24 protein-coding genes are annotated in these 25,812 nt (G+C 61.4%); 11 read left to right on the forward strand and 13 right to left on the reverse strand.

What is annotated here, in order from left to right:
- The first annotated feature begins 28 nt into the window (after positions 1 to 28).
- From HK439_RS05210 to HK439_RS05225, 4 genes are all read left to right on the forward strand, one after another.
- Positions 29 to 1,129 carry a tricarboxylate transporter gene (locus tag HK439_RS05210; RefSeq protein WP_190290328.1) on the forward strand — a complete coding sequence of 367 codons (1,101 nt, stop codon included), beginning with the start codon at positions 29 to 31 and terminating at the stop codon, positions 1,127 to 1,129.
- Positions 1,130 to 1,208: 79 nt separating this feature from the next.
- Positions 1,209 to 3,224 carry a tripartite tricarboxylate transporter permease gene (locus tag HK439_RS05215; protein ID WP_190290329.1) on the forward strand — a complete coding sequence of 672 codons (2,016 nt, stop codon included), beginning with the start codon at positions 1,209 to 1,211 and terminating at the stop codon, positions 3,222 to 3,224.
- Positions 3,225 to 3,251: 27 nt separating this feature from the next.
- Entirely contained in the window at positions 3,252 to 4,346 is a 1,095-nt protein-coding gene (locus HK439_RS05220) for a 4-oxalomesaconate tautomerase (protein WP_190290330.1), read from the forward strand.
- Between the two features lie 13 nt (positions 4,347 to 4,359).
- Positions 4,360 to 6,027, forward strand: coding sequence for a thiamine pyrophosphate-binding protein (locus HK439_RS05225; RefSeq protein WP_328804108.1), 1,668 nt, complete (start codon positions 4,360 to 4,362; stop codon positions 6,025 to 6,027).
- Between the two features lie 37 nt (positions 6,028 to 6,064).
- Here the strand turns inward: HK439_RS05225 and HK439_RS05230 are convergent, their stop codons facing one another.
- From HK439_RS05230 to HK439_RS05250, 5 genes are all read right to left on the reverse strand, one after another.
- On the reverse strand, positions 6,065 to 6,559 hold the full coding sequence (locus HK439_RS05230; RefSeq protein WP_190290331.1) for a hypothetical protein: 495 nt from the start codon (positions 6,557 to 6,559) through the stop codon (positions 6,065 to 6,067).
- On the reverse strand, positions 6,559 to 7,182 hold the full coding sequence (locus HK439_RS05235; RefSeq protein WP_190290332.1) for a permease: 624 nt from the start codon (positions 7,180 to 7,182) through the stop codon (positions 6,559 to 6,561). Before HK439_RS05235 ends, HK439_RS05230 begins: the two co-directional genes overlap by 1 nt.
- A 126-nt stretch (positions 7,183 to 7,308) precedes the next feature.
- A complete protein-coding gene (locus HK439_RS05240; protein WP_190290333.1) occupies positions 7,309 to 8,490 on the reverse strand; it encodes an osmoprotectant NAGGN system M42 family peptidase in 1,182 nt (393 codons plus the stop codon).
- A complete protein-coding gene (gene ngg, locus HK439_RS05245; RefSeq protein WP_190290334.1) occupies positions 8,487 to 10,268 on the reverse strand; it encodes an N-acetylglutaminylglutamine synthetase in 1,782 nt (593 codons plus the stop codon). The genes HK439_RS05240 and ngg overlap by 4 nt, the downstream gene beginning before the upstream one ends.
- Positions 10,269 to 10,272: 4 nt before the next feature.
- On the reverse strand, positions 10,273 to 12,048 hold the full coding sequence (locus HK439_RS05250) for an N-acetylglutaminylglutamine amidotransferase (RefSeq protein WP_190290335.1): 1,776 nt from the start codon (positions 12,046 to 12,048) through the stop codon (positions 10,273 to 10,275).
- Between the two features lie 85 nt (positions 12,049 to 12,133).
- Here HK439_RS05250 and HK439_RS05255 point away from each other — a divergent pair, with 85 nt between their 5' ends.
- Positions 12,134 to 12,610 carry a MarR family winged helix-turn-helix transcriptional regulator gene (locus HK439_RS05255; protein WP_190290336.1) on the forward strand — a complete coding sequence of 159 codons (477 nt, stop codon included), beginning with the start codon at positions 12,134 to 12,136 and terminating at the stop codon, positions 12,608 to 12,610.
- 2 nt (positions 12,611 to 12,612) lie between these two features.
- Here the strand turns inward: HK439_RS05255 and HK439_RS05260 are convergent, their stop codons facing one another.
- From HK439_RS05260 to HK439_RS05290, 7 genes are all read right to left on the reverse strand, one after another.
- A complete protein-coding gene (locus HK439_RS05260; RefSeq protein ID WP_190290337.1) occupies positions 12,613 to 13,167 on the reverse strand; it encodes a DUF2478 domain-containing protein in 555 nt (184 codons plus the stop codon).
- Between the two features lie 131 nt (positions 13,168 to 13,298).
- Positions 13,299 to 14,105 carry a 2-oxo-hept-4-ene-1,7-dioate hydratase gene (hpaH, locus tag HK439_RS05265; RefSeq protein ID WP_190290338.1) on the reverse strand — a complete coding sequence of 269 codons (807 nt, stop codon included), beginning with the start codon at positions 14,103 to 14,105 and terminating at the stop codon, positions 13,299 to 13,301.
- Positions 14,102 to 14,962 carry a fumarylacetoacetate hydrolase family protein gene (locus HK439_RS05270; RefSeq protein WP_190290339.1) on the reverse strand — a complete coding sequence of 287 codons (861 nt, stop codon included), beginning with the start codon at positions 14,960 to 14,962 and terminating at the stop codon, positions 14,102 to 14,104. Before HK439_RS05270 ends, hpaH begins: the two co-directional genes overlap by 4 nt.
- Positions 14,959 to 16,377: a pyridoxal phosphate-dependent decarboxylase family protein gene (locus HK439_RS05275; RefSeq protein WP_190290340.1), complete on the reverse strand. Its 1,419-nt coding sequence runs from the start codon at positions 16,375 to 16,377 to the stop codon at positions 14,959 to 14,961. The genes HK439_RS05270 and HK439_RS05275 overlap by 4 nt, the downstream gene beginning before the upstream one ends.
- Positions 16,378 to 16,386: 9 nt before the next feature.
- Positions 16,387 to 17,367, reverse strand: coding sequence for a 3,4-dihydroxyphenylacetate 2,3-dioxygenase (gene hpaD / locus HK439_RS05280; RefSeq protein WP_190290341.1), 981 nt, complete (start codon positions 17,365 to 17,367; stop codon positions 16,387 to 16,389).
- 23 nt (positions 17,368 to 17,390) lie between these two features.
- Positions 17,391 to 18,902, reverse strand: coding sequence for a 5-carboxymethyl-2-hydroxymuconate semialdehyde dehydrogenase (gene hpaE, locus HK439_RS05285; protein WP_190290342.1), 1,512 nt, complete (start codon positions 18,900 to 18,902; stop codon positions 17,391 to 17,393).
- A 3-nt stretch (positions 18,903 to 18,905) separates the two neighbouring features.
- Entirely contained in the window at positions 18,906 to 19,292 is a 387-nt protein-coding gene (locus tag HK439_RS05290; protein ID WP_190290343.1) for a 5-carboxymethyl-2-hydroxymuconate Delta-isomerase, read from the reverse strand.
- A gap of 102 nt (positions 19,293 to 19,394) precedes the next feature.
- On the opposite strand from HK439_RS05290, the gene hpaR reads away from it, so the two are divergent.
- The gene (gene hpaR, locus HK439_RS05295) at positions 19,395 to 19,847 is read left to right on the forward strand and encodes a homoprotocatechuate degradation operon regulator HpaR (protein WP_190290344.1); all 453 of its coding nucleotides are present in this window, start codon (positions 19,395 to 19,397) and stop codon (positions 19,845 to 19,847) included.
- A gap of 15 nt (positions 19,848 to 19,862) precedes the next feature.
- Here the strand turns inward: hpaR and HK439_RS05300 are convergent, their stop codons facing one another.
- On the reverse strand, positions 19,863 to 20,516 hold the full coding sequence (locus HK439_RS05300) for a GntR family transcriptional regulator (RefSeq protein WP_190290345.1): 654 nt from the start codon (positions 20,514 to 20,516) through the stop codon (positions 19,863 to 19,865).
- A 298-nt stretch (positions 20,517 to 20,814) separates the two neighbouring features.
- Between HK439_RS05300 and HK439_RS05305 the strand changes: the two genes are divergently transcribed.
- The 5 genes from HK439_RS05305 to HK439_RS27220 all read left to right on the forward strand — a co-directional run bounded on the left by HK439_RS05305 (position 20,815) and on the right by HK439_RS27220 (position 25,811).
- On the forward strand, positions 20,815 to 22,026 hold the full coding sequence (locus HK439_RS05305; protein ID WP_190290346.1) for an amino acid ABC transporter substrate-binding protein: 1,212 nt from the start codon (positions 20,815 to 20,817) through the stop codon (positions 22,024 to 22,026).
- Positions 22,027 to 22,106: 80 nt separating this feature from the next.
- Entirely contained in the window at positions 22,107 to 22,970 is an 864-nt protein-coding gene (locus HK439_RS05310) for a branched-chain amino acid ABC transporter permease (protein ID WP_190290347.1), read from the forward strand.
- A complete protein-coding gene (locus HK439_RS05315; protein WP_190290348.1) occupies positions 22,967 to 23,893 on the forward strand; it encodes a branched-chain amino acid ABC transporter permease in 927 nt (308 codons plus the stop codon). Before HK439_RS05310 ends, HK439_RS05315 begins: the two co-directional genes overlap by 4 nt.
- Positions 23,890 to 24,624 (forward strand): ABC transporter ATP-binding protein, encoded by a 735-nt coding sequence (locus HK439_RS05320; RefSeq protein ID WP_190290349.1) that lies wholly within the window; start codon positions 23,890 to 23,892, stop codon positions 24,622 to 24,624. Before HK439_RS05315 ends, HK439_RS05320 begins: the two co-directional genes overlap by 4 nt.
- Positions 24,624 to 25,811, forward strand: a complete 1,188-nt coding sequence (locus HK439_RS27220; protein WP_190290350.1) for an ABC transporter ATP-binding protein — start codon at positions 24,624 to 24,626, stop codon at positions 25,809 to 25,811. The genes HK439_RS05320 and HK439_RS27220 overlap by 1 nt, the downstream gene beginning before the upstream one ends.
- Position 25,812 lies beyond the last annotated feature (1 nt).

Here is a 25,812-nt window from a genome sequence, read left to right on the forward strand (position 1 = left end):
GAATTTCAAAGGCATTCGGGAGGAAATAATGCCTGTATTTACCAAAATCGCCCGAAGTGTGTCCGCTGGTCTGCTGGCTGGTGTCGCCGCATTGGCGCTGAATACATCTGCCCAGGCTGAAGTGGATCTGGCCGGCAAAACCGTCGAATTCGTCATTCCGTTTTCCGAATCCGGCGGGTCTGCCCGTTGGGCAAACTTCTTTGCGCCGCTTCTGAGCGAGGCGCTTCCGGGCAATCCGACCGTGGTCGTTCGCTATCGTCCGGGGGCCGGTTCCACCAAGGGCGCGAACTGGTTCCAGGATCAGGATACCGCTGACGGCACGCTGATCTTCGGCTCTTCCGGGTCCACCCAGTTCCCGTATCTGCTCGGCGATCCGCGCGTGAAGTACGAATACAAGGACTGGCAGGTGGTTCTTGCCTCCGGCGTCGGCGGCGTTGCCTATCTGCCGCCGGACATTGCCAAGAAGTTCGACGGTGACGCCGATGACCTGAAGGACATCGACTTCATCTGGGGCAGCCAGGGCGCAACCCGCCTCGACCTCGTTCCGAACCTGGCCTGGAAGATGCTCGGCATGAAGGTCGAGCCGGTGTTCGGCATCAAGGGTCGCGGCGACGGTCGCCTGATGTTCGAGCGTGGCGAAGCCAACATCGATTACCAGACATCTCCGGCTTACCTGAAAAGCGTCGTGCCGATGGTCGAAGCGGGCCGTGCGGTTCCGATGATGACCTGGGGCGCCCTCGACGACGATGGTAACATCGTCCGCGATCCGACCTTCCCCGACATTCTGACCTTCAAGGAAGTCTGCGAAGCAACGGCCGGCTGCGAGACCAGCGGAGATGCCTGGGAAGCCTGGAAAGCCTTCTTCATTGCCGGCTTCCCGGCCCAGAAGATGGTCTTCCTGCCGAAGGCGGCCCCTCAGGACGTCGTCGATACCTACACCAAGGCGTTCAACGACATCATTGCCCGCCCGGACTTTAAGAAACTGGCGGAAACGACACTGGGCGACTACCCGCAGATGACCGGCAAGGCCGCGAAAAAGGCGAAGGGGCTCGCAACCGAAGTGCCCGATTCCGCCAAGGCTTATGTCGTGAGGTGGCTTGAAGACGACTACGGCGTGAAGCTGAAGTAGGACCAAGTCCGCCGGTTCCGCGTCAACCGCGGGGCCGGCTTATTCTTTTACCCATGCGCACACAATAAGCAGGCTTCCCATGGACCTGATAGGCACAGCCTTGCCTGCGCTCGGCGAGGCATTTTCCCTCATTTTGCAGCCCCACCACCTTTTGTTCCTTGCAATGGGCGTTTTGTTGGGGCTTTCCGTCGGCGTGTTTCCAGGCCTTGGCGGCATTGCCGGCCTGAGTCTGGTCCTGCCGTTCATGTTCGGCATGGATCCTGTTTCGGGGCTGGCGCTCATGGTCGGTCTTGTGGCCGTGGTGCCGACGTCGGACACGTTCGCCTCCGTGCTTCTCGGCATCCCCGGCTCGACGGCGAGCCAGGCAACCGTGCTCGACGGCTTTCCGCTGGCCAAGAAAGGCGAGGCGGCACGTGCCCTGTCGGCAGCGTTCATCTCCTCGCTCTTCGGCGGGTTGTTCGGCGCCTGCGTCCTGACCCTGTTCATCCTGATCGCACGCCCGTTGATCCTCGCTTTCGGTCTGCCCGAAATGCTCATGATCACGCTTTTGGGCCTTTCCATGGTGGCCATTCTGGCCGGTCGCATTGCGCTCAAGGGTGTGGTTGCGGCGGGCCTGGGTCTGATGATCGGAACGATCGGCGAGGCGGGAGCCGGCGGGTCGTTGCGCATGTCGACCTATGACATTCCCTATCTGACCGACGGCCTGTCCCTCGTCATCGTCGGTCTCGGCATCTTCGCCGTGCCGGAAATCGTTGCGTTGCTGCGGCAGGACCAGGCAATTTCGGATACCGGCAGTCTCGGCAAGGGCTGGATGCACGGCATCCGGGACTGGTGGCAGAATATCTGGCTGTCCATCCGCAGCGCCACGATCGGCGTTATCGTCGGTGTTATCCCGGGTCTCGGCGGGTCGGTGGTCGACTGGATCGCCTACGGCTTTACCGTCCAGACCTCCCGCGACAAATCCCAATTCGGCAAGGGCGACATTCGCGGCGTCATCGGGCCGGAATCCTCCAACAATGCCAAGGAGGGGGGCGGTCTCGTGCCGACCCTTATCTTCGGCATCCCCGGTTCCGGCAGCATGGCTGTCTTCATCGGCGGCCTCGCGCTGCTCGGTTATGACGCCGGTCCGCAGATGGTGCGTTATGAACTCGATCTGACCTACACGATCGTCTGGTCGCTGGCCCTTGCCAATGTGCTCGGCGCCGGTCTCTGCATCGCACTTTCCGGACAGATCGCCAAGCTGACCACCATTCGCTTCACGCTTCTTGCGCCGTTCCTGTTCATGGTGATCGCGTTCGCGGCCTTCCAGTCCCGGCAGTCTCTCGGCGACCTGGCGACCTTGATGGCCGTCGGTGTCCTCGGCATTTTCCTGCGCCGCTTCGACTGGCCGCGGCCGGCGTTCCTGATCGGTTTCGTTCTGTCCCGTCAGGCGGAGAACTTCACCAATATGGCCAACCAGGTCGCCGGTGCGAAATTCCATCAGGGCTTTACCGTCGGACTGGAATATATCGCATCGCCGATCGTGCTGGTCATTCTTGCGCTGACGATCGTGTCCGTGGTTGCCGGCATCCGCCAGGCGAAACACATCATGGGCTCCGCGGAATGGGCGGCCGGCTCCAAGCGCGCGCCGTTCATCTTCCTGCTGTGCATCACCGCCTATCTGATCGTTGCCTGGTACAATGCCTGGAGCATCGACCTCATGAGCGACAAGATCTTCCCGCTCACCGTCGGTACAGTCACGCTGCTGGGATGTTTCGTGCTCATCGCAAGGATGATGCTGTTGCCCGAAACGGACGGCATCTTTGCCGATATCGAACGGGTCAAAGGCGACGATGCCGCTCCGCACGGATTGTGGACGACCCTGGCATGGTTTGCGTTCCTGCTGCTGCTGTCATCGCTTCTGGGCTTCATTCTCGCCCTGTCGATCTTCTTCCTCGCGTTCTTCCGCATCAGAGCCCGGGTTTCCTGGCTGAAGACGATCATTTTCAGCGTGTGCGGCATCGGCTTCATCTGCTTCCTTGGCGGCATCCTCGGGCGCGATTTTCCCGCCGGACTGCTGCAGGAATTCTTCAAGCTTCCGTGGCCCCTCACATGACCCGAAACAAAAAGACATGAGCCAATCATGACCCAGACTGCAATTCCCTTTCACTTTCTGCGCGGCGGCACATCGCGCGGACCCTACTTCCTGCGCTCCGATCTGCCGGCGGACGAGGCCACCCTGTCCGAAGTGCTGATCTCCGTCGTCGGGGCCGGCAACCCACGCAATATCGATGGTCTGGGCGGCGGCAATGCCGTGACGACCAAGGTTGCAATGCTCAGCCCCTCAAAGGAGCCGGAAGCCGATGTGGAGTATTTCTTTGCCCAGGTTTCGGTCGAGGAACGGCTCGTCGACTACGGTCCGACCTGCGGTAACATCCTCGTCGGCGTCGGTCCTGCCGCCATCGAAATGGGGCTGGTCAAGCCGACGGGAGACGAAACGCCGGTCAGGATCCGGGCGGTGAACACCGGAGCCCTGGTCGAAGCCATCGTCCAGACGCCCGGCGGCAAAGTGAACTATGACGGCGATGTCGCCATCGATGGCGTCCCAGGGACGGCCGCGCCCGTCGGCCTGAACTTCCTGGACGTCATCGGTTCCAAATGCGGAACGATGCTGCCGACAGGCAATGTTCGAGATGTTATCGATGGTATTGAAGTCACCTGCATCGATGTTGCAATGCCGATGATGATCGCTAGGGCCTCCGACTTCGGCCTGACAGGCTATGAAACCCAGGACGAATTGGACGCGAACACGGACCTGTTTGCGCGCATGGAAACGATCCGGCTGGAAGCCGGACGCCGCATGGGGCTGGGCGACGTCGCGAAATCGGTGACCCCGAAAATCGGTCTCCTGTCCAGGGCCCGGGAGGGAGGACATTTCTGCGCGCGCTACTTCATGCCGTGGAACACCCATCCGACCCTGGCGGTCACCGGATCCCAGTGTCTGGCCGCCTGCGCGCTTACGCCGGGAACGGTCGCCGAAGGTCTTGTGGAGCCGATCGGAGCCTCGCCGGCTGTCGTGCGGATCGAACATCCCATGGGGGTGATGGAGGTGACGGTGACCTTCAAGCGGGACGGAAACGACTTTCAGTTCATCTCGGCCGGTGTCATCCGGACCGCGCGCCTGATTGCCCGTGGTGAGGTCATGGTGCCTGCAGCCATATATGCGCCTGGCCGATAGGAGGACCTGATCCGTGAGTGACGCCGGCCACGACGTTTTGCGTGTCTATGACATTCTGGCCCGGTCTTTCGTTCAGGAAGATGTCAGGACCTGTTTCTCCCTTCTTGGCGATGCGAACATGAACTTTGCATCCCGGCTTGGCGAACAGGGCTGCCGGATGATTTATGTCCGCCACGAGCATTGCGCCGTTGCCGCCGCAATGGCCTTTGCGCGCAAGACGGGGGATATTGGTGTGACCACGGTCACCTGCGGCCCCGGATTGACCCAGTTGATGACCGCCTTGCCCGCCGCGGTCCGGGCCCGGCTGCCGCTCGTGATCTTTGCCGGCGAAGCGCCGCTGAAGTCCGGCTGGTACAATCAGGGCATCGATCAGGCGCCTTTTGTCACCGCAACGGGTGCGGCCTATCACAGCCTCCATCTCCCGGCCCGCATGCCCACCGCCATCCGCGACGCCTTCCTGCAGGCCCGCCGCGAGCGACGTCCCGTGGTGGTCGGTGTGCCGTTCGATCTTCAGGATCTCGCCTGGACGGGCAGTGAAGCCTTGCCGTCGCCGTCCAGGACCCTTGTGCCGAAACTGTCCCCGGTCCCTCCGCATCCGGATGATGTTGCCCGGGCAGGACAGATGATCGGGGAGGCCGGCAAGGTGATCGTCATGGCCGGGCTCGGTGCAGTCGAGGCAGGGGCAGGGGCGGCGTGCAGAAAGCTTGCGGAAACCTGCGACGGTCTGCTGGCTGAGACGCTCCCGGCGCGCGGATTGTTTCATGACGATCCGTTTTCACTGGGTGTTGCCGGCGGGTTTTCCTCCGAAATCGCGTTTGAGTGTTTCGGCGAGGCGGATCTCGTCATTGCCGTCGGGTGTTCGCTGACCTTCCACAATGCGGCTGGCGGCAAATTGTTTCCAAACGCAAAGGTGCTGCAGCTCGATCTGGATCCGGTATCCGTCAACCAGGGCCGTATCGCTGCCGATGCCCACATGCGGGCGGATGCACGGCTTGGCGTCGAAGAGCTTACGGCTGCTTTGACAAGGCGAGCTCCCTCCTGGCGGAGCGACGATCTGGCTGAAAGGATCCGGACGCTGCCGGCGGACAGCATGTCCTTCGACATCGAGCCCGGCGTGTTTGATCCCAGGGATGTGGTGGCCGCTCTCGAGGAGGCGCTTCCCGCCGACTGGGAAATGGTGAATTCCTCCGGGCACTGTTCCTATTATTTCGCCCACATGCGTTCCAGGCCTCAGTCGCAGTTCCTGACCATCCGCGAATTCGGCGCCATCGGCAACGGTACGTCCTTCGCCATGGGCGTCGCCGCGGCCAGGCCCGACAAGACCGTTGTCCTCTTCGATGGCGACGGCAGCCTTTTGATGCATGTCCAGGAGCTTGAAACCATCAAGCGTCACGGGTTGAACATCCTGATTGTGGTGCTGAATGACGGCGCCTACGGATCGGAAATCCATAAACTGCGCGCGGAGGGACTTCCCGAAGAAGGTGCCGTCTTCGGCCGGACCGACCTTGCCGCGATTGCCCGTGGTTTCGGTCTGGGCGGCGAAACGGTCACGGATCTCGGCAGCCTGCCGGATCTGATCGACCGGTTCGCGAAGACCGGCGGTGCCGCGGTCTTCGATATTGCCGTATCTGACCGGGTCGTGTCCCCGGTCATTCGCCGGGCGCACCCGCCCAGGTCCTGATTGCGGTCGGCAGGGGCCACGAACGGAGCTCGCTGCCTCAACCGGCTGAGAGCATGGTCAGGTGGCCGACGATCAGCGGAATGGGAGCCGACAGCAGGATCCGTGCACCGGTAAAGCGCGCGCGCATGACCGGCAATTCCCAGATGAGCGTCCTGTTGAAGGAAAACAGCAGCCACGAGACTACGAAGCCCATGATTTGCGGGGAGCCGGCGCCGGCCTTCAGGGCGGCCGCGCCGATTGCAAAGGCAACCACCGGTCCGCCCGGGACAAAAGCACCGGCGATGGACGCGATCAGAATGCCGAGGCTGCCGGATCCCGAACCGAGCAGGGAACTGACTGTTTCCTTGGGCAGAAGCTCGGCGATGAATCCGGAACCGAAGATTCCGACGCAGACCCTTGGTGCGATAAAAAGACTTTCGCGGGCCGCGTCCCTGAAGCCGGCCACGAAGGTGCCGTCATCCTTGCGCCAGGCAAGCACGCCCATGGCGACGGTCGCGGTCCACAGGAATATCGTGAAGAACACGAGGGCCATCAGTGGTTGGCCTCCGATATAAGCACCTTGCCGCGATAGAAATACTGCGCGGCAAAGCCGAGCAGAAAGGGAATTGGCAGGCAAAGGAGCAGGCGCCAGCCCACCAGATGCGTGTCGATGAACGCCATTTCCCAGACGATCGTCCGGTTGGCGCTGAGCAGCAGCCAGCTGGTCAAAAAGGCGACAATTACCGACAGGGCGGCTCCCCCTTGCGAAAAGGCGATGGCCAGGGGAAACGCGGTCATCGGCCCGCCGGGCAGGATCACACCCGCCAGGACGGCCAGAAACATGCCGCGGATGCCGGATTGGTGGCCGAAATGTCGGGCAATGACCTCCTTGGGCAGGAGACGGCGCAGCCAGGCTGCCAACAGAACAGCGGCCAGAACCTTGGGCGCGATATTGACGGCCAGAACGCTGTCCTTGGCAAGGATATCGAAGACATGTTGCGCGCCGCGCCTGTAGTAGACGATACCGGCGGCCAGGAACATGATCGCGGATATCGTGAGAAAACCCGCATCGAACATGCGCCGCTTTTTCGGGTGGTGCGGGGTTCGGGCGGAGCCTATGTCCGAGATAAGCTGGCCCGCTGGCGAACCGGAGTTGTCGGTGTCTTCCTGCTTCAATTTCTCCTCCGGCACACCGGTTGGCCGGTGTCATGCCAGCACTCTGTATCAGCTAAACCATCGGAATTCGCCCGCCGCAGCACTACGGGCTGCGACGCGGCAGGGAACCACGGCCCGCTCGCAGGTTTATTCAGCCGGCCCGTGTTGGGGTTCGGATTGCGGTTTGCTGGTATCCGGGGTGAGGACCTGCTCCGCATCTTCCGTCGGCTGCGAGGTAAAGCCCTCGAGGTCCGAAAAGTCGCTGGCATCCCGGGTGATCTCGACCGTGCTGGTGGCATAGACGGTCGCCAGTTCGGCAAGCGACCGCAAGGCATGCATGTGGATGCGTTCATAACCATGGCTGGCATCGATGCCGAAGGTGATCAACGCTGTCCGCACGTCCGCACCGGCTTCGACGGCCGAAGCCGCATCGGAGCGGTAATACCGGAACACGTCCTTCTGATACTTGATCGCGTTGTCCTGGCACAATTGGGCGATCTTGCGGGTGAGATGATAGTCGAAGGGACCGGTCTGGTCCCCCATGGCTATGGTGACGCCGAATTCGTCGGAATTCTGGCCCGGCGCGGACGTGCCGTTGTCGATTGCGACCAGGGAGGCGACTTCCAGCGGCAGGATAGCCGACGCGCCATGGCCGGTTTCTTCCGCAATCGTGAAGAGCCAGTAGATATCTACCGTCGGCGTCACACCGGAATCGATAAACGCCTTCAGGGCGGCGAGCATCACGGCGACACCCGCCTTGTTGTCCAGATGGCGTGAAACGATAAAGCCGTTGTCGAGGAATTCCGACTGGGGATCGATCGAAACGATATCGCCGACGTCGACCCCCAGCTTTTTCAGGTCGTCGTTTGTGCGGGCATAGGCATCGACGCGCAATTCGACGTAATCCCATCCGATCGGCAATTCGTCGACCCCGGTGTTAAAGGTATGCCCCGACGCCTTGAGGGGCAGGATCGTACCGGTATAGGCGCCGCTGTCGGTAAAGATCGTCGTGCGCGCGCCTTCGGCGAAGCGGGCGGACCAGCTGCCGATCGGGACGACTTCGAGACGTCCGTTGTCTTTCAAGGATTTGACTTGCGCGCCCAGCGTGTCGAGGTGAGAGACGAATGCCCGCGCCGGTTTTTCGTCTTTTCCTTCCAGACGCGCGCGGATCGCACCACGCCGGGTCAGCTCGTAAAAAACGCCGAGCCGCTCCAGTTCATTGCAGACATGCCGGACGATTTCATCCGTGTAGCCGGTCGGGCTCGGAATCTTGAGGAGGTCTTCCAGGATATTGCTGAGATAGGGGACGTCGATTGAAAGCAGGGTCATAAGCCAGTCCGGTTCAATGCATTCCGCACGGATTGCGGCATGGACAGAGGAAAGAGGAAGTCGACGAAACGTTCCGCCGTCGGCTGCGGTTCGTGATTGGCGAGGCCAGGACGTTCGTTGGCTTCAATAAACCAGTAATCCGGTCCGCGGTGCGATGGCACCATCAGATCAATTCCGGTCACAGGTATTTCGATAGCTCGAGCAGCACGGATAGCCGCATCGATCAGTGTGTAATTGGTCTCGCCGGTCACGTCGTGGATCGTACCGCCGGTGTGCAGGTTTGCCGTCTTGCGGACCTGAACCGACTTGCCCTCTGGCAGAACGCTGTTCAGATCGTAGCCCGCGCTCTTGAGACAGCGCATCGTCTCTTCGTCAACGGGAATGCGGGATTCGCCGCCGGTTGCCGCCGCCCGGCGGCGCGATTGCGCTTCAATCAGATCGCCGACGCTGTTTCTGCCGTCTCCCATGATCTCGGCAGGCCTGCGGATAGCGGCAGCGACCACCTTGTAATCGATCACGACCAGACGCAGGTCGTCCCCGGTGACGCATTCCTCGATCAGGACGTCATTGGAGAATGTCCTGGCGGCTTCGACCGCAGCCTGTACCTCATCGAGTTCGGTCAGGCCGATGGAAATGCCCTTTCCCTGTTCGCCTCTCGCCGGTTTGACAACCACCGAACCGTGGGTTTCGAGAAACGCCTCGGTTTCTTCGGCGTCGCCCGCAAGTATTTGTCTCGGAATGGTCAGTCCGGCCCTGGAGACGACCCTCTGGGTCACCGACTTGTCATCGCAGATCGACATGGCGACGCCGCTGGTGAAGTCGGTCAGGGATTCCCGGCAGCGGACGGAGCGGCCGCCATAGGAGAGACGGAAAAAGCCGCCTTCGGCATCCAGGATTTCGGCCCGGATCCCGCGCCGTCTGGCCTCGTTCAGGATGATGGTCGCATAAGGATTGAGCTTTTCTTCCACCGTCGGGCCGGCATAGAGGGCCTCGTTGATCGGGTTCTTCATCTTTACCGTGAAGAAAGGGACCCGCTTGAAACCCAGCTTCTCGTAAAGGGCGATGGCCTGGGTGTTGTCGTGCATCACCGACAGGTCCATGTAGGGGATGCCCCGACCCTTGAACTGCTCGGCCAGCCGGCGGACCAGCGCTTCGCCGATGCCCGGAAACCGGGCCTTCGGCGAAACGGCCAGGCACCACAGTGAAGCCCCCTTGTCCGCTCCGTTGGTTGCCACGTCGTGGTTGATGCCCATGGCCGTGCCGACGATCTCGCCGGTTTCGTCTTCTTCCGCCACGAGGACGGTCATTTCCCTCTGGTCCATCTGGTTCCAGAAGAAATCAAGTGGCACCGGGACCATGTTCCGGCTGCCGTAAAGCACGTTGATGGCCTCGGCATCCCGGCGCGACGCAAGCCTGCGAACCGTAAAGCCCTTGCGCCGGTTTCGTGCGGGCCGGTAGGTCGCGAGGTCCAGACGATAGGTGTGCGACGGATCCAGGAACAGTTCCTGCGGCGCCGAGCCCACAAGAACATGCGGATCGCGGACGTAGAACGCGATATCGCGCCGGTCGGGCTGTTCGTCGCGCAGGACCGAAATCAGGTCGTCGGGGTCGGAAAAGGTGTTGCCGAAAATCAGCCGGCCCCAGCCGCATTCCACGATCCGGTTTTTATGCGCTTCGATCTCGTCCGCCCGGTATTCCGGCTTCATGCCGTGGTCGCGCAGGCGTTTCAGGCGGTGGTCGTAGGCGCCCTTTGGCCGTGACACCTCATGTTCTGCCATTTATTCAGACCTCCTGAGCCTGTAACCACATTTCCAGAAGGGCGGCCTGCCAAAGTTCGGAGCCGCGCAGTTTGGTGATGTATTTGGTCGGGTCCTTGAAGAGCTTGTCCAGATAAGCCTCCTGGAAAAGACCACGGCTTCGGGCGGATTCGTTGGTCAGGGTATCACGAACCATGTCCAGATAGCTGCCCTGGATGTATTTCAGGGCAGGGACCGGGAAGTAGCCTTTCGGCCGGTCGATGACTTCGGCCGGAACCACGAGACGTGCGGCTTCCTTCAGGACGCCCTTGCCGCCCTGGGCCAGCTTGTGTTCCGCCGGAATGCGTCCGGCCAGTTCCACGAGTTCGTGGTCGAGGAACGGCACACGCGCCTCCAGCCCCCACGCCATGGAATGGTTGTCGACCCGTTTGACCGGATCGTCCACCAGCATGACATTGGTGTCTAGGCGGAGCGCCTTGTCGACCGGGTCATCTGCGCCCGGTCGGGCAAAATGCTGCTCCACGAAGGCCAGGCTCTCGTCCCGATCGCATTGATATTCCGGCGAGATCGCCTCGTTCATCGCCTGGTTGGACCGGTCGAAGAAGGCGTCCCGATAGGCGGCAGACGGCGTATTGGCGCCGACCATTTTCGGATACCAGTGATAACCGGCGAAGACTTCGTCCGCGCCCTGTCCGGACTGGACGACCTTGATGTACTTGGAGACCTCGCGGGACAGCAGATAGAAGCCGATATTGTCGTAGGACACCATCGGCTCCGACATCGCCTTGATCGCCCCCGGCAGATTGCCCTGCAGCTCCGAGGAGGGAATGAAGATTTTCTTGTGATCGGTGCCGTAACGCTCGGCGATCAGGTCGGAGTAGACGAACTCGTCGCCCTTTTCGCCGTTGGCCTCTTCAAAACCGATGGAAAAGGTCGCCAGATCCTTCTGGCCTTCTTCCGCCAGCAGACCGACGATCAGGCTGGAATCGACCCCGCCCGACAGAAGCACGCCCACCGGCACGTCGGCGACCATGCGCCTGCGCACGGCGGTGCGCAGGCCGTCGAGAACCATGTCGCGCCATTCATCCGCCGAGCGGTTCAGGTCTTCCGACGATTTTTCAAACCGCGGTTCCCAATAGGTGACGTCCTTGAAGGCGCCGTTCTTGTCGATCGTGCGTACCGTGGCGGCGGGCAGTTTGCGCACGCCCTTCAAGATTGTGTGCGGCGCCGGGACGACTGCATGCCAGCTCATGTAGTGATTGAGTGCGATCCGGTCGATCGACGTGTCGATATCACCGCCTGCGAGAAGGGCAGGGAGCGAGGACGCGAAGGCCAGGCGCCCGCCTGCTTCCGAGTAGTACAACGGCTTGATGCCGAAACGGTCGCGCGCAAGATGCAGCCGGCCGCTGTCATGTTCATGGATCGCGACGGCGAACATGCCGTGGAACCGCGAAAAGCAGTCGGCACCCCATTGCGCCCAGGCCTTCAGGATCACTTCCGTGTCGCTCGTCGACACGAACGAATGTCCCTTTGCCTGCAGTTCTGTGCGCAGGTCCTGGTAATTGTAGATGCAACCGTTGAACACGAGCGACAGTCCGAGGGACATGTCGGTCATCGGCTGCGCGCCCTTGTCGGACAGGTCGATAATTTTCAGGCGGCGATGACCGAAGGCGACGCGGCCGCGCATGGAAACACCCATGGCGTCGGGGCCGCGGGCGGCCATGGCCCGCGCCATTCTGTCGACACGGGCCGTATTCGCCAGGTCGTCTCCAAACACCACTTCACCGCAAATGCCACACATTGAATCGCTTTTTCCTTGTCAGTTAGCTGTTGACGCAATAGATAGAGATCAAATCATTAGAGGTCAAATCATCAGAGCTATAAATATGGAAAATGCAGAAACGGCCAAGGTCTTCAAGGCGATCAGGCGCATCGTCAGGGCAATCGATTTGCGCTCGCGGGAGGTTTCGCGAGCCGTCGGGCTGACCATTCCGCAGATTGTCGTGCTTCAGGCCATCCGGGATCTGGGCCAGGTCACGACCAAGGCCCTGTCGGCACAAGCGGACCTGTCGTCTGCAACCGTTGTCACGATCCTCGACAAGCTGGAGGAAAAGGGGCTGATTACGCGCTATCGCTCGGATACGGACCGGCGTATCGTCCATACACGCCTGACGAAGACCGGGCACACGACCCTGGCGGAGGTGCCGAGCCTGCTTCATGTGGATTTTCAGGAAAAGTTTGCAAGTTGTTCGCCGGAAAAGCAAAAGCAACTTGTCGAAGCGATAGAAGAAATTGCTGAAATGCTGAACGCGGACAAGCTCGATGCCGCGCCGATCCTGACAACCGAAGAACTGGGCCTATAGGCTCAGGCGGGGCTTTTCACCGCCTCACAGACGGCGTCGCACCAGGACAGGATGGCGTCCCGATCCAGAGGCAACAGCTCGCCCATGCCGCCGTGAAACTCTTCCCAGGCTGAAACATAATCCTCGCGCACGGCAAGCAGGACCGGAATCCCGGCGCAGACCGCCTGTTCGAGAACCTGACGCAAACCGTAGCCTTCCGATTCCGCCCGGCCGAAGCGATTGACGATCAGGATATCGGCACCGGCCTCCAGATCTGCCGAGAGCCGGCCGGCAACATCCGTAATCGCATGGGGATCGAGCCTGCAGCCCTGGGCATGCTGACCGCGGTCCTGCAGAACCGGCATCTGCCAGCTGCCCCTCAGGCTCGACAGGCAGACGTTTTTCTCGGTGCGGCCTTCCGGTACGACGGCCTGTTGCAGCACGCCGGCAAGGTTGAGCCCGCGCGCTGCAAGCGTCCGGCTGACATCCTCCAGGAGGCTGTTGACCGGATCTTTTGACTTGAAGACGATCCCCGCAAGCGGGAGCCGGGACTGATCGGAACCTTGGGGAAGAGACACGAACCGCTTTTCCGTTTTGACTGTTGTCCCGGGGATCGGGAAATGTCGTCTTTAGCAGGTTCCGGCCTTATTTCACAACTCCATTGACTATGCCGGCCTCGCAAAGTCGGAAGCTGTATTTCCCGGAAAGCCTATTCGAATGAACAACTGACCTTCCCGAAAGTGCCGAAATCGGCCTCGATCCTTGACCCCGGAGGGCATTCCAGCGGGCGGATGAAGGAACCGGAGAGGATGATCTCGCCGGCCTTGATCTTCTGGCCGTATTGCGCCATGCGCCGGGCAAGCCAAACCACGCTTTCCACCGGGTCATTGAGCACGCCGGCGCCGAGACCTGTTTCCTCGACATCGCCGTTATTGGTGACGATGGCCCCGACCCAGCGCAGGTCGACCGCGTCCACTGCGTGCCGTTCGTCGCCAAGGACGATACCTGCGTTGGCGGCATTGTCGGCGATGGTATCGAAGATCTTGCGGGCTTCACCGGTCTTCGGGTCCTTGCGCAGGATACGTGTGTCCAGGATCTCGATGCTGGGTGCAACGTAGTCGGTCGCAGCCATCACGTCCGCCCGGGTGACATTATCCGTCGGCACGTCCGACTTCATGACGAAGGCAATTTCCGCTTCCATGCGCGGCTGGATGAACCGGCCTTTCGGCACGACCGCGCCATTTTCAAACAGCATGTCGTCGAACAGAATCCCGCTGTCGGGAATGTCGATATTGAGCGCCTGCTGCATCGCCTTTGACGTAAGACCGATCTTCCAGCCGATCACTTTCCGTCCGGCACCGATCTTGTGCGCGGTCAGGGCGTCCTGCACCGCATAGGCATCGTCCATGGTCATGCCCGGGTGGCGCAGCGACAAAAGGCCGATCTGCCTGCCGGAGACTTCGGCGTCATAAAGATCGCGGGCTGCCGCGGTCACATCGTCTTTCGATAGCGTCATGCCTCGTCCTCCACGCCGTTGCGCAGCATGCCGATGCCTTCAGCCTCGATTTCCACCACATCGCCGGGTTTGAGATAAACCGGCGGATCGAAGCGGGCACCGGCCCCGGTCGGTGTGCCGGTGACGATGATGTCGCCGGGCTTAAGTGTGGTGAACGTCGAGATGTATTCGATCTGGCGGGGAATCGGAAACAACATCCGGCTGGTCCGATCGTCCTGACGCAGCTCGCCGTTGACCCTGGTGGTGATCCGCACGTCCTCAAGCTGCTCCCTGGATTTGAACGGAACGAGCCAGGGCCCCATGGCGCCGGACTGATCGAAGTTCTTGCCCTGGGTCACGTTGAATTTCGCATGGCGGACCCAGTCCCTGAGCGTGCCTTCATTGCAGAGCGTGACGGCGGCGATATGGTCATAGGCGTCCGCCTGCGAAATGTGCCGGCCGCCCTTGCCGATGATGATGGCGATCTCGCCCTCGTAATCCAGTTTGTCGGACGCCTTCGGCCGGATCAGGGGACGGTCGTGACCGGTGAACGAACCCGGGAAGCGGACGAACAGGGACATGTTCGGCAGGGCTTCCTGGCCGTCCTTGTATTCCGCGTTCCGGTCCGGGAAGTTGACGCCGACACAGATGATTTTTTCCGGCGCCGGCACGGGGATTTCATAGGCGAAGCTGCCGTTGGGATGAGTAACGGCTTTGCCCTCCGCAGCCTTTTCCAGCTCCGAAATCGCATCCGCGGCGAACACCTCCCGCATAGTCGGCCACTGCGGAAACCGGGGCGACAAGGCGATCATGCCCCCGTCGGTCACGGCACCGTAAAAGGTCTCTCCATTGGCGGTATAGGTTGCGAACTTGGTCATTGTGTCTCCAGGGCACGGGCGATTTCGGTGATGACGTCGAAGGCGGTCGAGACGTCGGCCTCGGTGCAGTCGAACTGGCCGACCTGAAAGCGGATCGCCTTCTTGCCCTCGAAAATGGTTTGCGTGAGGTAGATCCGGCCGTCGTCGTTGATGGCATCGACGAGGTGCTGATTGAGGCTGTCGAGATCCGTGGCGCCCTGCGGCGTGTAGCGGAAGGAAAACAGGGACAGCACCGGCTCGGTGACGATTTCGAAATCGGGTTCCTTGCGCAGTCTTTCGGCGAGGGTTTTTGACCAGGTGACATGGTTGCGGATCCGTTGGCGCAGGTCTTCCAGGCCGTAGCTGCGGATCAGGAACCAGAGTTTCAGCGCCCGGAAGCGCCGGCCGAGGGGCACCGACCATTCGGAATAATTGATCATCCCGTCATGGCCGTGGGTTTTGAGATACTCGGGCCGGATCGCCAGCGTGCGCACCAGGTCGTCCGGGTTTTTCAGGAAATGGGCGGAACAGTCGAACTGGGCGCCGAGCCACTTGTGCGGATTGAAGACCATGGAATCCACGCCGTCCACGCCCTGCCACAGATCCCGGAATTCCGGAACGATCATGGCGGCACCCGCCCAGGCCGCATCGAGATGGGTGTAAAGACCGAATTCCTGGGCCACCTCGACGATGGCGGCAACATCATCCGATCCGCCGACACTGGTGCCGCCGGTGCTCAGGATAATGCCGGCCGGTTTGAAGCCCGCCTTGAGATCCGAATTGATCGCCGCCCGTAGCGCGTCCGGTTTCATGCCGCGCCGTTGGCCTTCGACTTGGATCCGGATGAGGTTGTCCTGACCGATGCCGGAAACCCACATCGCGCGGTCGACGGAAGTGTGCACTTCGCCGGAGGCGTAGATGCGCAGGCGCGGTTGGTCGAACAGGCCTTGCCGATTGCCCTCCCAGCCAAGAGCCTTCTCGCGCATGGTCAGGACGGCCGCCAGGGTCGCCGAGGAGGCGCTGTCCTGGATGACCCCGGCAAAGGTGTCGGGCAGCCCGACGGCCTGTCGCAGCCAGTCGAGCATGCGGGTTTCCATCTCGGTCGCCGCCGGCGAGGTCTGCCAGAGCATGCATTGGGCCGCCATGGTGGAGACGATATATTCCGCCAAGACCGATGGCGGGGCGGCATTCGCCGGAAAGTAGGCGAAAAAGCGCGGGTGCTGCCAATGGGTCATGCCCGGCAGCACCAGGTTTTCGAAGTCCGCGAAAATCGCGTCCATCGGTTCGCCGGTTTCTGGCGGCGATTGCGGCAGGCGGGCAAGCAGATCCCCCGGTTTTACCTGTGCCCGGACCGGGCGGTTACGCAGGCCCTTGTGATAGGCCGCGCCCCAGTCCGCGATCCGGCGTCCCCAGCGGGCGAAATCCTCCCAGTTCATAGTGTCTCCTCAGGGTGCGATGATCGGTTGCGCGGCGAGCGTCGGTTCCAGGACTTCGGCGCCGGTGAACAGGGAACCTTCCTCGAACCAGCTTCTGGGAGCCGGGGCGCCCCAAAGGGTCTGGCGCTGCGGATCCTTCAGGTCCCATTTGATCGGCTCCAGGTCCGGATCGACGGTCTGGTAGTCGGAACAGTAAATCTCGATCCGGTGCCCGTCCGGGTCGCGGATATAGAGGAAGAAAGCATTGGAAATGCCGTGCCGTCCAGGGCCTCGCTCGATGTTGTCGACCCAGCCCGTGGTGGACATCAGGTCCAGGAGGTCGATGATATTGAGCGGGGTCGGCACCCAGAAGGCGGTGTGATGCAGGCGCGGACCTCTGCCGTTGGTAAAGGCGATGTCGTGGACACCGCCCTTGCGGTGGGTCCAGGCGGCCCACAGGCGTCCGCTGACTTCGTCCTCGGTATATTCGGTCACGCGGAAGCCGATCTCGTTGTAGAAGGCGACCGAGGCATCGACATCCGGCGAGAAGCAGTTGAAGTGGTCGATGCGCAGCGGTTTGACGCCCCTGTAGAGTGCATATTTCTGATGGATCGGTTCCAGCCGGTCCATGCGTGCATAAAACTCCAGCGGGGTGCCGAAATTGTCGCGGGTGCGGAAGGTGCGGGACTGGTACGGACGCTCGACCGATTCAACCGGCAGATCCTTCGACTTGAAGAAATGCGCGGCCTTTTCAAGGTCTTCCTCGTCGAAGACCTTGAAACCGAGTTCACAGGCGCGCGCTTCTGCAGCCTGTCTCAGGACGATGCAATGGTGGCCGCGTTCTTCCATGGCGCGCAGATAGATCGCATCTTCGGTCTGGTCGGTGATCTGCAGTCCGAGCGTATCGACATAAAAAGCCTTGCTCTTGGCCAGGTCCGTCACGCCGAATTCGACATGGCTCAATCGGACGATGTTGAACGGCGGATAGAGGTTCGGAGCCGGTATCGGCATTGGTTTCTTCCCTTTTATCTCTGTTATGCGCCAAGCCGCGGAATGGCGTGCTGGCCGGTCGCAAAACCGATGTGTTTCTGTTCCATGTAGAATTCGAACGACCAGTCGCCGCCGTCGCGGCCGATGCCGCTGGCCTTGACGCCGCCGAAGGGCGTCGGCAGGTGACGGACATTCTCCGAGTTCACCCAGATCATGCCGGCCTCCAGCTTCCCGGTGAACCGCAGCGCGCGGCTCAGATCGTTGGTCCAGACGTAGCCGGTCAGGCCGTACTCGACGGCGTTGGCCAGTTCCAAAGCTTCCTCTTCGGTCTTGAAGCGGATCGAGGTCAGCACCGGTCCGAAGATCTCCTCCTGGGCAATGCGCATGTCGTTGCTGGCGCCGGTAAACAGGGTCGGGCGCACGAACCAGCCGGTGTCGCCCGCACGCTCACCGCCCGCGGCAACCGTCGCACCGCCCTCGCGGGCGATGTCGAAATAGCTGGTGACCTTGTCGAAATGGGTCTTGTGGATCAGCGGGCCGATTTCGGTTTTCGGATCGAGCGGGTGACCCACCCGGATATTGTTGACCCGCTCGACAAGCTTGGCCTCGAATTCATCCGCGATCGTGTCCTGCACCAGCAGCCGGGAGGACGACGTGCAGCGTTCGCCGTTGAGCGAGTAGATCATGAAGATCGCCGCATCGAGCGCCCGGTCGAGATCCGCGTCGTCGAATACGATCACCGGGTTCTTGCCGCCGAGCTCGAAGTGCACCCGCTTCAGGGTGTCGGCACCCTGTTTCATGATCATGGAGCCGGTCTTGCTTTCGCCGACAAAGGCGATCGCCTTGATGTCCGGGTGTTCGGTCAGCGCCTTGCCTGCGTCTTCGCCGAAGCCGTTGACCAGGTTCCAGACACCCGCCGGCAGGCCGGCCTCTTCGGCGATCTCCATCAGGATGCGGGCGGTGACCGGGGAGAACTCGGCCGGCTTGTGCACGACGGTGCAGCCTGCGGCCAGCGCCGGAGCGATCTTCCAGGTCGACAGCATGAACGGCGTGTTCCACGGCGTGATCACGCCGACCGGGCCGATCGGTACCCGGGTGGTCACGTTCAACAGAGTGGGCGAGGGCAGGGCCTGGCCGTCGCGGGCCGCCGGTGCCCTATCGGCAAAGAAGCGGAAATTCTCCGCTCCGCGGATGGCGGCCTTGGACATGAAGCGCAGCGCCTGGCCCGTGTCCCAGCATTCGCAGAAGGCGATTTCCTCGGCCCGTTCCACGATCCTGTCGGCAATCCGGTGCAGCACCTTCTTGCGCTCTGTCGCGGCGAAATCGCGCCAGGCCGGAAAGGCCTCCTTGGCAGCCTTTGCAGCCGCATCGATGTCTTCGGCACCGCCCCGGGCGACCTGGCAGATCAGGCTGTCGTCGACGGGGGAGCGGGTTTCGAAGGTGGCGCCGGCTTTGGCCGGAACGGCCTTGCCGCCGATCTGGTTGAGGACACCGCCGTCCTGAAACCGCTTCAGATAGCCGGCCAGTTTTTCGATGTTCTTGTTGAGGTCGGACATGTTTCAGGAATCCTTCAGGTACTTGCGGATTGTTCCGGTCTTGGGCGAAAGCTCCGGATCGATGTCGCGCATTTCAAATGAGATCGCGAGCGACCGGCTTTCGAGCGTGGGAGCGAGATAGGACGTGATGGCGGCGAACATTTCCTCCGTAGAGGCCTTTTTTACCTCGTCGGACCGGCCGCCTCTCAGCCGCAGGGAGATGTCGATAAAGGCGTGATCCGGATTGCCGTCGGCTATGGCGTAGAAATCCGCCTTGAAGGCCCGGACCCGGATTCCCGGTGTCGGGAAGGCGTCGATACCCGCCGCCGTTTTGCGCAGGTGCTCGCAAAAGGCGGCCATGTCGAGCGTGTCTTCTAGATTGGCCGAATATTCGATGATGATATGGGGCACGTTAGCCTCCCGTGCTTTTATTATTTAAGATGTTAAATAAATGGAGCGCGCTTGTCAATCAATGGGTATGAATCTTTGAAATAAGCCGATATTTATCAGGTTATGGACGGAGAATCAGACAGCAACAATGACCGCAAATTGCCTTCAACAGCGCGGTCCTTGCCGATTGCCTTGATCCGGGCGCGCGAAAAAGTCATGGGCCCGATCAGGGAAATGCTGTCGAACTCCGGTCTGACCGAACAACAATGGCGCATTCTGCGGGTTCTGGACGAACTGGGTCCTCTGGATTCGACCAAACTGTCGGAAAATGCCAGCCTGCTGTTACCGAGCCAGACCCGGATTGTCCAGACCCTGGTTGAAAAGGGACTGGTGACCCGCCAGGCCGACCCGTCCGACCGCCGCCGCCAGACGGTGGCCATAACGTCGTCCGGCCAACAGATCATTCTCGACAATCTGGATGAGGCGCAGCGGATCGCCGCGCATATCGAGACCGTGCTCGGCAAGGAGACCGTGGACCGGCTGCTCGATATCCTGGAAGAGTTCGACCGCCTGTAAGCGGCGGGCCGCGGTCTATTTCGAATACAGCATGGAATAGTTGACGGTCGCGTGGGAATGCTCGCGCATCATCGCCTCTGCCCGTGCCGGGTCTCTTTTCGTGATAGCGTCGAACACGATCAGGTGCTGGCCGTGACCGATGGTGAGACGCTGAAACTCCATGTCGAAGTTTTCCGAATTGAAGACCAGGGTGCCGGGCTTGAGGAGAGGCAGGTTCTCAAGGCGGGTCAGCGTGAAGGGGACGAAGGCGTTGTCGCAGGCGTCCAGGATCGTCTCGTGAAAAAGCGTGTTGGCTTCCTGATACATGTCGACGCCGCAGTCGTCATGGGCCCCGATCAGGCGTACGGCGTCCGCGGTCATTTGCAGGGACCGGCGCAATTTGAGCTCCACATCCGGAGCAAGGCCGCTCATGGCCAGGCGGCGGGCAGCCAGCCCCTCCAGGACGCCCCGGACTTCATAGGCCTTGGACAGATCGTCGAAATCCAGGTCGCAGACCGTGTAGCCCCGGCCGTCGCGTTTGCGGATGAGGCCCTCGACTTCAAGGGTCTTGAGCGCCAGCCGGATGGGAGTCCGTGAGATCTTCAACAGGGATGACAGGCCGACTTCGGTGATCTTGGCCCCCGAAGGAATGCTGCCGTCCATGATCAGCCTGCGGAGCGCCGTCAGCACCCGTTTGTCGGATGTCGTTGGGTGTCCATTGGAGTTTGAAGTCCCGTCGAGGGACTCGATTGCCTCAAGTACCGGCTCACTATCCGCATAACTTTTCATTGGAGCACTATAATTTTTGGATACATATAGTGTCAATATGGATCCAATTATGGGTCTGTTTGACGGCAATATCCGCAAAAACTGAGAGAAACGAGAAATACTCTTGTCATTCTGGATCCAGAATGCATAAATTCGGGCGGTTGGCGCCCAGGCTTCGGGAGACATGCACGAGGCGCCGGTCTGCTCAGGGAGGAGTGACATGAACAGACGTGAAGTACTTGCCCGTTTGTCGACGGGTCTGGCGGTCGTCGGTACGGCCGGCCTGCTTTCTTTTTCCGCGCTTGCTGCTGACACGATCAAGATCGGGGCTGTCGCTCCGAAGACCGGTCCGTTGGCGGGCGGCGCTGCCGTGTCCCAGTGGCCGAACATCGAGCTGTGGGCCAAGGAAGTGAACGACCGTGGCGGCCTGAAACTGAAGGACGGCCAGAAGAAGGTCGAGATCATCGAATATGATGACAAGACCAATCCGGGGGAGCACATCAAGGCCGCACAGCGCCTGGCGACCCAGGACAAGGTCGACTTCATCATCGCGCCGTACGGGACCGGCTTCAATGTTGCTGCGGCTCCGATCTATGCCAAATACGGCTATCCGCAGATCGCGGTCACCTCGATCAGCGATCAGATCGGCGAACTGACCGGCCGTTATCCCGGCCTTTTCTTTACGCTGGGTTCGACGACCGATTTCGTGCAGGGCGTGGTCCACGTGCTCACCGGCCTGCGTGAAAAGGGCGACATCGGCAACAAGATCGCCATGGTCAACGTCGCCGACGCCTTCGGGATCGAACTGGCTGACGTGGCCCGTCCGCTGTTTACCGAAGCCGGCTTCGAGATCGTCTACGACAAGTCCTATCCGCTCGGGACGCCCGACCTTTCTCCGATCATCAAGGGCGCCAAGGCCGCCAACCCGGATGCCTTCGTTGCCTGGTCCTATCCGCCGGACACCTTCGGCCTGACCGAGCAGGCGATCATCGAGGACTTCCAGGTGAAAGCCTTCTACACCGCGGTTGCGACTGCTTTCCCGGCTTACGGCGGCAAGTTCGGTTCCAAGATCAACAATGTCCTTGGCGCCGGCGGCACCAATCCGGACGATCCGAAGATTGCCGACTACCGCAAGCGGCACAAGGAAGTGACCGGCAAGGAGCCGGACTACTGGGCATCCGCCAATACCTACGCCGCTCTTGAAGTTCTGGCGCAGGCGATCGAAGGCGTCGGCGAAGCCGATCGCGAGAAGGTCACCCAGTACATCAAGGACCACAGCTTCGACACCGTCATGGGTGAGCTGAAGTTCGAGAACCAGAACTCGCGCAAGTACTGGACCGTCGGCCAATGGCAGGACGGCGTCTTCCGCGGCGTCGATGCCGTCAACATCGACGGCGCAGCGCCGGTACGCGTGAAGGAAGGCTGGGAGTAATCTTCCGCCAAACCGAAACCGTGTTGAGTCCGGAGCGTTAAGGCTCCGGGCTCTCCCTTTGCTCCAACAAACAGACCGAGATGGATATTCTGGTTTCCGGCCTATTGCTTGGTGGCACCTATGCGCTCGTGGCGATGGGGCTCAATCTGCAATACGGCGTTGCCCGCATCATGAATCTTGCAAGCGGCGAGATGCTGGTGCTTGGCGCATTGGCCGCCTTCTGGCTGTTCACGACCGCTCAACTTAGTCCCGTGCTGACCATGATCATGGTCGCGCCGCTCGCCTTTATCGGCAACTGGCTGATCTATCAGCTTCTGCTGCGGCCGCTCGTAAAGCGCGCGAAGAACCAGGGACAGCTGGAAGTCGATTCAATCTTGGCCACGTTCGGCATGAGCTTTGCGCTCGTCGGCATCATGGTGGCGATCCACGGCGAGTATTTCACCTATTCCTATCTCGCCAACCCCTTCGAAATTCTCGGCACCACCGTTGCGCTGAACCGGTTTGTGGCGTTCGTCGTCGCCCTGATTATCGGTGTCACGCTGGTGCTGTGGCTGAACTTCACCCGCCCGGGAACGGCGGTACGTGCAGTCTCGGTCAACACGGAAGCCGCCAAACTGGTCGGCATCAACGTACCCCGCATCTCCGCCTTGTCTTTCGCGCTCGGCGGCGCGGTGACGGCAGCCGGAGGCACCCTGATTTCGACCTTCATCACGCTGGATGCGTCCGTCGGCGTCATCTTCACCATGAAGGCGCTGATCATCGTCATCATGGGCGGCGTCGGCGACATGCGCGGGTCGATCATTGCCGCCCTGCTGCTCGGTCTCGTGGAGACCGCCGTTGCCACCCTGATCGATCCGGGCCTGACGCTCGTGTCCGCCTACCTGATCTTCCTCGGGATTCTTCTGTTCCGCCCGCAGGGCCTGTTTGGAAAGCGAGCGACATGACCGGCAGCGGCTGGAAAGAAATAGGTCTTGCTGCCGGCCTTGTGATCCTGGCAGCCTTTGTCCCCCTTGTGACCGACGGCTACTGGTTGTCCATCGCGGTCACGGCGATGATGTATATCGCGCTCGCCACCGCCTGGACCCTGTTTTCCGGGCCGACCCACTATATCTCGCTGGCAACCGGCGCCTTCTTCGGGATCGGCGGTTATCTGGTGGCAACCGGCATGAGCGACTATGACATCAGCTTCTGGGTCATGGCGGCTGTCGCACCCTTCGTCGCCGTCGTCCTGGCGGCCATCGTCGGTGCCGCGACGCTGCGCCTGTCGGGCATCTACTTCGTGATCTTCACACTCGGCCTTGCGGAGATGATCCGGGGCCTCGTGTCCTGGGTGCAGAACAATTTCCTCGGCTCCCGCGGTCTTTATGTGCTGACCGATTTCACCGAGGCCCACATCTACTGGATGCTGCTTATAATCGCGGCGGTCGTCTATCTGATCGGCTGGCTGATCGAGCGGTCGCGCCTGGGCTTTGCCATGAAGATTATCGGCAATGATGAGGGCGTCGCCAAGCATCTCGGCATCAATACCGCCGCAGCCAAGGTGGCGCTATTCATGATCACAGGCTATTTCACCGCGCTGGTCGGCGTGGTGATCGCGCCGCGTTATTCCTACATCGAGCCCAACCTGGTGTTCTCTCCCGAACTCAGCTTCCTGGTCGTGATCATGGCGCTGCTCGGCGGCACCCAGCGGCTTTGGGGCCCGATCGTCGGCGTCATTCCCTTCACGCTGATCTGGGAAACGATCAGCGTGTCCTTTCCCAACGCGACGACCTTTTATCTCGGGCTGTCGTTTCTGCTGATCGTCTATTTCATCCCGAATGGTTTCGTCGGCCTCGTCGAAAAACTCGCCAGGAGGAGGCAGGGATGACCAAGCCGGGACGCACCCTTCTCAAGGTTCAGGGCCTGACAAAACGCTTCGGCGGTCTGGTCGCGGTCAACAACATGACCTTCGATGTCCACGAGCACGAGGTTCTGGGGCTGATCGGGCCGAACGGGTCTGGCAAGACCACGACCATGAACCTCATATCCGGCGCCTTTCCTCCATCGGACGGGTCGATCACCATGAACGGCCAGCGCCTCAGCGGCCTGGCTGCCCATCAGATCGCCCGGCGCGGGGTTTCCCGCACCTTCCAGCTTGTCCGGGTTCTGCCCGGCCTAAGCCTGGTCGACAATGTGGTTGCCGGTGCGGCGTTCGGCTATCGCAAGCGCTGGGGCGCGGAGGCGGAGCAATTTGCGCGCGGTCTGCTGGAACGCATCGGCCTTGGAGATCACATGCACCTGCCGGTCGGTTCTCTGACCTATATCGACCAGAAGCGCCTGGAACTCGCACGGGCCCTGGCAGGCGAACCGGAAGTGCTGCTGCTCGACGAATGGCTGGCGGGCCTCAACCCGACCGAGCTTCAGGAAGGCATCGACCTGATCGCCGAACTGAGGCGCGAAGGCCGGACGATAATTCTGGTTGAGCATGTGATGGATGCGATCCGCTCGCTGTGCGACCGCTGTGTGGTGATGAATTCCGGCGCCAAGATCGCCGAAGGAACGCCTCGCGACGTCCTGTCGGATCCGGAGGTGATCCGGGCCTATCTGGGGGATGAGTGATGCTGGAAATCCGTAACCTCTCAGCCGCCTACGGCATGCACCGGGCACTCGCCGGTGTGTCGATCGATGTCGAAGAAAGCGAAATCGTCGTCATTCTCGGTGCGAACGGAGCGGGCAAGAGCACGCTTCTGCGCGCCGTGGCCGGCATGTGCGAAGGACAGGTCCAAGGCGAGGTTTTCCTGGACGGCGAGCCCCTGGCCGGTGTCACGGCAGACGAGATCGTCGAGCGCGGTATCGCCTTCGTTCCCGAAGGCCGGGGGATCTTCGGCGACCTGACGGTTGCGGAGAACCTGCAACTCGGGGCCTATTCCAGGCATGCCCGGGCGCGCCAGCAGGAAAATCTTGCGAAGGTCTATGACCTCTTTCCCAAACTGCGCGAGCGGAAAAGCCAGACGGTGCGCACCATGTCGGGCGGGGAACAGCAGATGGTCGCGATCGGCCGCGCCATCATGGCCGATCCGAAAATCCTGATGCTGGATGAGCCGTCTCTCGGGTTGTCGCCGATCCTGTGCAAGGAACTGTTCCAGAGCCTGTCGCACATTACCGAAAGCGGCATGGGCGTCCTGCTTGTCGAACAGAACGCCAAGCAGTCGCTGGCGATCGCCGACCGCGGCTTTCTCCTGGAAAACGGAGAGATCACCGGTCAGGACAGCGCCGAAGCCCTGTTGAACGATCCGGCGGTGCAGGCTGCCTATCTCGGCGGCGCCGCCGGCGAGACCCGGACGGGCCGCGCCGGGGATGCGGCGGTTGCGCAGACGCCTGCAGCGGCCGAAACACAAAAGCCCTATATCCGCCCGAGCGCGAAAGCGGGCGCCGCTGTCTCTGCCGACACCTTCGCAGGCGAGTCGATCAGCGCGCTCGTTGCCCGCGCGGCGGGCAAGGCGAGGGTGGAAACGCCGACCCAACGGCCGGCAGCGCCCGCGCCCCAGGTCAAAGCGCCGTCCATTACCCCGCGCGGCAGCGCTTCTTCCTACAGGATCGCCGATGATCCCGAGCTCTCGAAACTGCTGAAAAGCATGGAAGAGGCGGCACAGGCGGCGCGTTCCGGCGGTTCGACCTATGGAACCCGGCGCCAGTCTACGCGCATCGAAAGCGCTCCGCTTCCCGAAATCGAAGTTTACCGGAAAAGCACTGTCGAGGTTTACCGGCGCGGTCCCGGTGGCAAACTGGAAAAGGTGGAGAAATAGC

Origin of the sequence: Roseibium aggregatum (assembly GCF_014692675.1) — a bacterium.
Taxonomy (GTDB): Bacteria; Pseudomonadota; Alphaproteobacteria; order Rhizobiales; family Stappiaceae; genus Roseibium; species Roseibium aggregatum_C.

Excerpts from the sequence above, each read along its gene's own strand:
- HK439_RS05210 (WP_190290328.1), top strand. The coding sequence starts at position 29 with ATGCCTGTATTTACCAAAATCGCCCGAAGTGTGTCCGCTGGTCTGCTG.
- HK439_RS05215 (WP_190290329.1), top strand. The coding sequence starts at position 1,209 with ATGGACCTGATAGGCACAGCCTTGCCTGCGCTCGGCGAGGCATTTTCC.
- HK439_RS05220 (WP_190290330.1), top strand. The coding sequence starts at position 3,252 with ATGACCCAGACTGCAATTCCCTTTCACTTTCTGCGCGGCGGCACATCG.
- HK439_RS05230 (WP_190290331.1), bottom strand. The coding sequence starts at position 6,559 with ATGGCCCTCGTGTTCTTCACGATATTCCTGTGGACCGCGACCGTCGCC.
- HK439_RS05240 (WP_190290333.1), bottom strand. The coding sequence starts at position 8,490 with ATGACCCTGCTTTCAATCGACGTCCCCTATCTCAGCAATATCCTGGAA.
- ngg (WP_190290334.1), bottom strand. The coding sequence starts at position 10,268 with ATGGCAGAACATGAGGTGTCACGGCCAAAGGGCGCCTACGACCACCGC.
- HK439_RS05250 (WP_190290335.1), bottom strand. The coding sequence starts at position 12,048 with ATGTGTGGCATTTGCGGTGAAGTGGTGTTTGGAGACGACCTGGCGAAT.
- HK439_RS05255 (WP_190290336.1), top strand. The coding sequence starts at position 12,134 with ATGGAAAATGCAGAAACGGCCAAGGTCTTCAAGGCGATCAGGCGCATC.
- hpaH (WP_190290338.1), bottom strand. The coding sequence starts at position 14,105 with ATGACGCTATCGAAAGACGATGTGACCGCGGCAGCCCGCGATCTTTAT.
- HK439_RS05270 (WP_190290339.1), bottom strand. The coding sequence starts at position 14,962 with ATGACCAAGTTCGCAACCTATACCGCCAATGGAGAGACCTTTTACGGT.
- HK439_RS05275 (WP_190290340.1), bottom strand. The coding sequence starts at position 16,377 with ATGAACTGGGAGGATTTCGCCCGCTGGGGACGCCGGATCGCGGACTGG.
- hpaD (WP_190290341.1), bottom strand. The coding sequence starts at position 17,367 with ATGCCGATACCGGCTCCGAACCTCTATCCGCCGTTCAACATCGTCCGA.
- hpaE (WP_190290342.1), bottom strand. The coding sequence starts at position 18,902 with ATGTCCGACCTCAACAAGAACATCGAAAAACTGGCCGGCTATCTGAAG.
- hpaR (WP_190290344.1), top strand. The coding sequence starts at position 19,395 with ATGGACGGAGAATCAGACAGCAACAATGACCGCAAATTGCCTTCAACA.
- HK439_RS05305 (WP_190290346.1), top strand. The coding sequence starts at position 20,815 with ATGAACAGACGTGAAGTACTTGCCCGTTTGTCGACGGGTCTGGCGGTC.
- HK439_RS05310 (WP_190290347.1), top strand. The coding sequence starts at position 22,107 with ATGGATATTCTGGTTTCCGGCCTATTGCTTGGTGGCACCTATGCGCTC.
- HK439_RS05315 (WP_190290348.1), top strand. The coding sequence starts at position 22,967 with ATGACCGGCAGCGGCTGGAAAGAAATAGGTCTTGCTGCCGGCCTTGTG.
- HK439_RS05320 (WP_190290349.1), top strand. The coding sequence starts at position 23,890 with ATGACCAAGCCGGGACGCACCCTTCTCAAGGTTCAGGGCCTGACAAAA.
- HK439_RS27220 (WP_190290350.1), top strand. The coding sequence starts at position 24,624 with ATGCTGGAAATCCGTAACCTCTCAGCCGCCTACGGCATGCACCGGGCA.